Below are 7,836 nucleotides of genomic sequence, written 5' to 3' on the forward strand. Positions count from 1 at the left end.
CTCGGCCGCACACCGCACACCGCACACCGCCTCAGCCCACCACCTCCCGCACCGCCTCCCAGGCATCCACACACCCCCGCGACGACACGGAAGAGGGCAGGACAGTCGATGAAGTACGACCACGTTCCCACTGGCAGCGGCTCGACCGACGGCCCCGGCGGGCCCGATGGGACCGTCGACCACGGCGTGGCCGGCGCACCGGACGACGCGATCGCCGTCATCGGCATGTCCTGCCGGCTCCCCGGTGCGGCCGACCCGGCCGCGTTCTGGGACCTGCTGCGGTCCGGCCGTGACGCCGTCACCGACACCCCGCCGGACCGGTGGGACACCTCCGGACTGCCGGCGCGGTCCGGGGTCCGGCGCGGCGGCTTCCTGGAGCACGTCGACCGGTTCGACGCGGCGTTCTTCGGCATCGCACCGCGCGAGGCCGCCGCCATGGACCCCCAGCAGCGGCTGATGCTGGAGCTGGGCTGGGAGGCGCTGGAGGACGCCGGGACCGTTCCGGCGCGGCTGCGGGCCACCGCCACCGGCGTCTTCGTCGGCGCCATCGCCGACGACTACGCGGCGCTGGTCCACCGGCACGGCACCGCGGCCGTCTCCCGGCACACCGTGACCGGCCTGAACCGCGGCCTGATCGCCAACCGGCTGTCGTACGCCCTGGGGCTGCGCGGCCCCAGCCTGACCGTGGACAGCGCCCAGTCCTCCGCCCTGGTCGCGGTGCACCTGGCCGCCGAGAGCCTGCGGAAGGGCGAGTCCACCCTGGCGTTGGCCGGCGGCGTGAACCTCGCGTTCGCGCCGGAGACCGCCGCCGGACTGGACGCGTTCGGCGGTCTGTCGCCGGACGGCCGCTGCCACACCTTCGACGCCCGCGCCAACGGCTATGTGCGCGGCGAGGGCGGCGGCGTGGTGGTCCTCAAGCCGCTCACCGCGGCGCTGGCCGACGGGGACCGCGTGCACTGCGTGATCCGCGGCGGCGCGGTGAACAACGACGGCCCGGCACAGGCCCTGACCGTGCCCGACGAGACCGCCCAACGCGAGGTCATCCGGCTCGCGCACCGGCGCGCCGGCACCGCCCCCGGCGAGGTCCAGTACGTCGAACTGCACGGCACCGGCACCAAGGTGGGCGATCCGGTCGAGGCCGCGGCGCTGGGCGCGGCCCTGGGCACCGGGCGGCCGGCCGGCGAGGAACTGCGCGTGGGCTCGGCCAAGACCAACGTGGGCCACCTCGAAGGCGCCGCGGGCATCGTCGGACTCCTCAAGGCGGCGTTGGCCCTCGCCCACCGGGAGATCCCCGCCAGCCTCCACCACGAGACCCCCAACCCCGCGATCCCACTGGCGGATCTACGACTGCGGGTCCAGACGGAACTGACCGGCTGGCCGCACCCCGACCGTCCACTGATCGCCGGGGTGAGCAGCTTCGGCATGGGCGGCACCAACTGCCACCTCGTCCTGGCGGAAGCCCCCGCCGTGGCCCACCGCCCGGCGGCCCCCCGCCCCACCACCGCCGACCCGGCCCCCTTCCCCGTACTGCTCTCCGGTCGGGGCACCCCCGCACTGCGCGCCCAGGCCGCGCGGCTCCACGCCCACCTGACCGCCTCGCCGGACGCCACCCCTGCCGACGTGGCGTACTCCCTGGCCACCATCCGCACCCACTTCGGGCACCGGGCGGCTCTGGTCGTCCGGGACCGGTCGGCGCTGCTGGCCGGCCTGGACGCGCTGGCAGGCGGCCGGAGCACCCCCGGCCTGATCGAGCACCCCGACGTGGTCCGGGCCGGCAGCACCGCCTTCCTGTTCTCCGGCCAGGGCAGCCAGCGGGCCGCGATGGGCCGCGAACTGTACGGCCGCTTCCCGGAGTTCGCCGAGGCACTGGACGAGGTGACTGGCCACCTCGACGCCGTCCTCGACCGGCCGCTGCGCGAGGTGCTGTTCGCCGACGCGGGCACCGCGCAGGCCCGGCTGCTGGACCGCACGGCCTTCACCCAGCCCGCGCTGTTCGCCTTCGAGGTGGCGCTGTTCCGGCTGCTGGAGCGCTGGGGCCTCCACCCCGACCAGCTGGCCGGTCACTCGGTGGGCGAGATCGCCGCCGCCCACGTCGCAGGGGTGCTGTCCCTACCGGACGCGGCCACCCTGGTCGCCGCACGCGGCCGGCTGATGGAGGCGCTGCCCGACGGCGGCGCGATGGTCTCCGTCGAGGCCACCGAGGACGAGGTACGGGAACTGCTCGCCGCGGCCGGCGCGGACCGGCAGCGGCTGAGCATCGCCGCGGTCAACGGCCCGCGGGCGACGGTGCTCGCCGGCGAAGCGGAAGCCGTCGCCCGGATCGCCGACCACCTGACCGGCCAGGGGCGCCGGACCAAGCGGCTGACGGTCAGCCACGCGTTCCACTCCCCCCTGATGGAGCCGATGCTGGCCGACTTCCGGCGGATCGCCGAGGGACTCTCCTACGCCGCGCCCCGTATCCCGGTGATCTCCAACGTCACCGGCGCCCCGGCCACCGGCGACGACCTGGTCACGGCCGACTACTGGGTCCGCCACGTCCGACAGGCGGTGCGCTTCGCCGACGGGATCGGCGCCCTCGACCGGCTCGGCGTCACCACCTATCTGGAGCTCGGCCCCTCCCCCGTCCTCACCGCGATGGCCCGCCAAACCCTCACCGGCCCGCGCACCGCGCTCCTTCCCGCGCTGCGTCCCGGCCGCGACGAGCCCACGGCACTGACCGAGGCCCTGGCCCACGCCTTCACCCACCACGTGCCCGCCGACTGGCCCACGGCACTCGCGGCCCTGTTCCCGGGCGCCGCCACCGTCGACCTGCCGACGTACGCGTTCCAGCGCGAACGGCACTGGATCGCCCCGTCGACGACATCCGGCGGCGCCGCGCCCGCGCCACTGACATCGGACGTGGCACCGTCCCCCGGCACGGACCCCGCCGCGGTGACCTCCACCCCGGCCGGCTCCGTCCCGGCCGGGTCCGTCCCTGCCGCCTCCGTCCCGGCCGGCTCCGACACCGCGGAGACCGACCACGCGGAAGCCGACGCCCCGGTGCCCGACACTGCGCCGTCCCTCGCCCACGAAGTGGCCGGTCTCTCCGAGGCCGAGGCCGACCGGCTGGTGCTCGACCTCGTCCGCACCCACATCGCGATCGTCCTCGGACACGTCACCACGGACACCGTGGATCCCGAACTCCCCTTCAAGGACCTCGGCTTCGACTCCCTCGGCGCGGTCGAACTCCGCGACCGCCTCACCACCGCGACCGGCCTACGCCTCTCCTCCGGCCTGCTCTACAACCACCCCACCCCCGCCGCGCTCGTCCACCACCTGCGTGACCGCGCCCTGACCGCCGCCGCGCAGCGCCCGGCCCCGTCCCCCGCGTGCCCGTCCGCCACGGCCACCGCCTCCCCCTCCGACGACCCGATCGTCCTCGTCGGCATGGCCTGCCGCCTCCCCGGCGAGGTCGACTCGCCCGAGGACCTGTGGCGGCTGGTGGCCGCCGGCGGCGACGCGATCACCGGATTCCCCACCAACCGCGGCTGGGACCTGGACGCGCTGTACGACCCCGAGCCCGGCAAGGCCGGCCACACCTACCTGCGCGAGGGCGGTTTCCTGCACGCGGCGGACCGGTTCGACCCGGAGTTCTTCGGCATCAGCCCCCGGGAAGCCGCCGCGATGGACCCGCAGCAGCGCCTGCTGCTCGAAGTCGGCTGGGAGGCGTTCGAGCGCGCCGGCATCCGCCCCGACGGACTGCGCGGCAGCCGCACCGGCGTCTTCGTCGGGGCCACCGCCCAGGACTACGGCCCGCGGCTGCACGAACCCGCGGAGGGCGCCGACGGCTACCTGCTCACCGGCAGCACCGCCAGCGTGGCGTCCGGCCGCCTGGCGTACGCCTTCGGGCTCGAAGGTCCCGCCGTCACCGTGGACACCGCCTGCTCCTCGTCGCTGGTCGCCCTGCACCTGGCCGCCCAGGCGCTCCGCCAGGAGGAGTGCTCACTGGCCCTGGCTGGCGGCGTGACGATCATGTCGACCCCGGGCATGTTCGTGGAGTTCAGCCGGCAGCGCGGGCTGGCCGTCAGCGGCCGCTGCAAGGCGTTCGCGGCCGGCGCCGAAGGCACCGTCTGGTCGGAGGGCGCCGGTCTGGTGCTGCTGGAACGACTCTCCGATGCCCGGCGCAACGGCCACCGGGTACTCGCCGTGCTGCGCGGCTCCGCCGTCAACCAGGACGGCGCCAGCAACGGCCTGACCGCCCCCAACGGCCCCTCCCAGGAACGCGTCATCCGCCAGGCACTCGCCGCCGCCCGCCTGCGGCCGCAGGACGTCGACGCGATGGAGGCCCACGGCACCGGCACCACCCTCGGTGACCCCATCGAGGCGGAGGCCCTCCTCGCCACCTACGGACAGGACCGGCAACTCCCGCTCTACCTCGGCTCGTTGAAGTCGAACATCGGCCACACCCAGGCCGCGGCCGGCATTGCCGGCGTCATCAAGATGGTGCTGGCGATGCGGCACGGCGTACTGCCCCGCACCCTGCACGTCGACGCCCCGACCCCGCACGTGGACTGGGAAGCCGGCGCGGTCGAACTCCTCATCGAGCAGTGCCCCTGGGACGAGCCGGCGGGCCGCCCGCGCCGGGCCGCGGTCTCGTCGTTCGGCATCAGCGGCACCAACGCCCACGTCATCCTCGAACAGGGCCCCGAACCGGTGCCGGTGCCGGCGCCTATGTCAGTACCGGTGCCTATGTCGGTGCCCATGTCGGAGGGTGACAACCCCGACGGCGTCGTGCCCCTGGTGCTGTCGGCCCGTGGCACCTCCGCCTTGCAGCAACACGCCGGCGAGGTAGCCGAGTTGGTGAAACGGCGTGCGGATCTCTCCGTGGCCGGTATCGCGGCGACGTTGGCAACGCAACGCACCGTGTTCGAACACCGTGCAGTGATCGTCGGCTCAAGCCGGGAGGAGCTGCTCTCCGGGCTGGAGTCGCTGGCCACCGGGCAGGCCGAGGGGGATCCGCACGTCGTTGCAGGTGCCGCCGAGGATCCTTCCACCCGCGGAAAGACCGCTTTCCTCTTCTCCGGCCAGGGCAGCCAACGCCCCGGCATGGGCCGCGAACTCGCCCACCGGTTCCCGCTCTTCGCCCAAGCCCTCGACGAAGTCTGCGAACACTTCACACCACACCTGAAGCAGCCCCTCAAGGACGTGATGTGGGCGGAGGAGAGCAGCGAACAAGCCGCGCTGCTGGACCAGACGCAATACGCCCAGCCTGCCTTGTTCGCCCTGGAGGTCGCCCTCTACCGCCTGGTCACGGCATTCGGAGTGGAACCGGACTACCTCACCGGCCACTCACTCGGCGAGTTGACCGCCGCCCACCTCGCCGGCGTCCTCAACCTCACCGACGCCACCACCCTCATCGCCGCACGCGCCCGCCTCATGCAAACCGCACCCACCGGCGGCGCCATGATCGCCCTCAACACCACCGAAGAACACATCACCCCCCACCTGAACAAACACCTCTCCCTCGCCGCCATCAACAGCCCCACCTCACTCGTCATCTCCGGCGACCACGACACCGCCCACACCCTCGCCGAACAGTTCGCGAAGCAAGGCATACGCACCACCGCACTACGCGTCAGCCACGCCTTCCACTCCCCCCACATGGACCCCATCCTCGACCAATTCCGAACCATCGCCGCCACACTCACCTACCAAACCCCACGCATCCCGGTGCTCTCCAACATCACCGGCCACATCGCCACCACCGAACAACTCACCGATCCGGACTACTGGACCCACCACATCCGCACCACCGTCCGCTTCGCAGACACCCTCACCACCCTCAACCAACACCACACCACAACCACCTACCTCGAACTCGGACCCACCACCACCCTCACCCCCCACATCCACACCACCACCAACAACACCACCGCCACCAGCAACAACAGCCCACTCATCGGCTCCGCCCTCAACCACCGCACCAACGAAATCCGCGCCCTCACCACCACCCTCGCCACCCTCCACACCCACACCACGCCCCTCACCTGGACCCCCTACTTCAACCAGACACACACCACACCCGCCGACCTCCCCACCTACCCCTTCCAACGCCAGCGCTACTGGCTCGACACCCCCAAGACCACCAGCGACACCACCAGCCTCGGACTCACCCGCACCGAGCACCCCCTCCTCGGCGCGTCCCTGGAACTCGCCGAGGGGGACGGCCTGGTGTTGACCGGTCGACTGTCGCTCAAGGAACACCCGTGGCTGGCGGACCACACCATCGTGGGGACGCCGCTACTCCCCGGCACCGCATTCGTCGAGCTAGCGCTCCACGCCGGTGACCAGGTCGATTGCGGCCACATCGAGGAACTCACCCTGCACGCACCACTCCCCCTCACCGAGACCGGGAGCACCCAACTCCAGCTGCGCGTAGGGCCGCCCGACGACACCGGTCGGCACGGCCTGACGATCCACTCACGTCGCTCGCGACCGGGTGAGGACGTCATCGCGGGCAGCTCGGACAGCGCCTGGATCCACCACGCCGACGCCGTCCTGACCAGCAACCCCGAGGCACCGGCGGCTGACCCGATCACAGTCGCCTGGCCGCCGGCGGACGCCACCCCGCTCGACCTCACCGACGCCTACGAGCACCTGGCCACGACTGGTTACGACTACGGCCCCGCCTTCCAGGGGCTGACCGCCGCCTGGTCACACGGCTACGACCTCTACGCCGAAGTCACCCTCCCCACACCCCTCCACGACCCCACCAACACCAACAACCACCCCGACTACGCCCTCCACCCAGCCCTCCTCGACGCCGCACTCCACCCCCTCATCCTCCAACACACCGACCCCAACACCATCAAACTCCCCTACACCTGGACCGACTTCACCCTCCACGCCACCCACGCCACCACCCTCCACCTCCACTGGACCCACCACTCCACCACCCAAAACACCACCACCTACCACCTCACCGCCACCGACCCCACCAACAACCCCATCGCCACCACCACCCTCACCCTCCGCACCACCCCCACCCACAACCTCACCAACACCACAGCACCGAACGCCAACGACGCGCTGTACCAGGTGGTGTGGGAGGAGACCGCCAGACGATCGAACGACGGCGCCGGCACCCGCTTCGCCGTACTGGGTGAGCCGGCCCCAACCCTCGGCGGCACAGTGGGACCGGTCCGTTATGTGGACGTCGACGCGCTGATCGCAGCGGCCGAGGAAGGTACCGAGCTGCCGGATGTCGTGGCGGTCTTCCCGCACGGCACCGGAAACGAGGACACCGCCGCCGACGCCCACCACCTCACCGAACAAACCCTCGCCCTCCTCCAACGCTGGCTGAACGAAGACCACTTGGCCGACATCAAACTGGCCATCGTCACCCGCGGCGCCATCGCCGCCACCCCCGACGACACCCTCGACGACCTGGCCGCCGCACCCCTGTGGGGCCTGATCCGCACCGCACAGACCGAACACCCCGACCGCTTCCACCTCATCGACCTCGACACCCCCATCGACACCAGCCCCGTCGACACCACCCCCGACGATGAACCCGTCGCCGGACCCGGCACCAACGCCGACTCGGAAACCGCAGCCCGTCACACCATCGAGGCCACCATCAACGCCGCGCTGGCCACCGGCGAACCACAACTCGTCGTGCGCAACGACACTTTCCTCACCCCACACCTCGCCCGCATCACCACCCCCTCACCATCGCCAGCACCCCCCACCACAACACCAACCACCCCCATCGACCCCAACGGCACCATCCTCATCACCGGCGGCACCGGATCCCTCGGCACCCACCTCGCCCGCCACCTCATCACCCACCACGGC

1 protein-coding gene is annotated in these 7,836 nt (G+C 72.2%); it reads left to right on the forward strand.

Going from position 1 to position 7,836, the window contains the following annotated elements; translation table 11 throughout:
- Nucleotides 1-108 precede the first annotated feature (108 nt).
- Nucleotides 109-7,836: type I polyketide synthase (locus ACFVT2_RS17240; RefSeq protein ID WP_390018128.1), on the forward strand; the 7,728-nt coding region annotated here is incomplete at its 3' end.

This window comes from Streptomyces sp. NPDC058000 (genome assembly GCF_042886435.1).
In the GTDB taxonomy this organism is placed as follows: domain Bacteria; phylum Actinomycetota; class Actinomycetes; order Streptomycetales; family Streptomycetaceae; genus Streptomyces.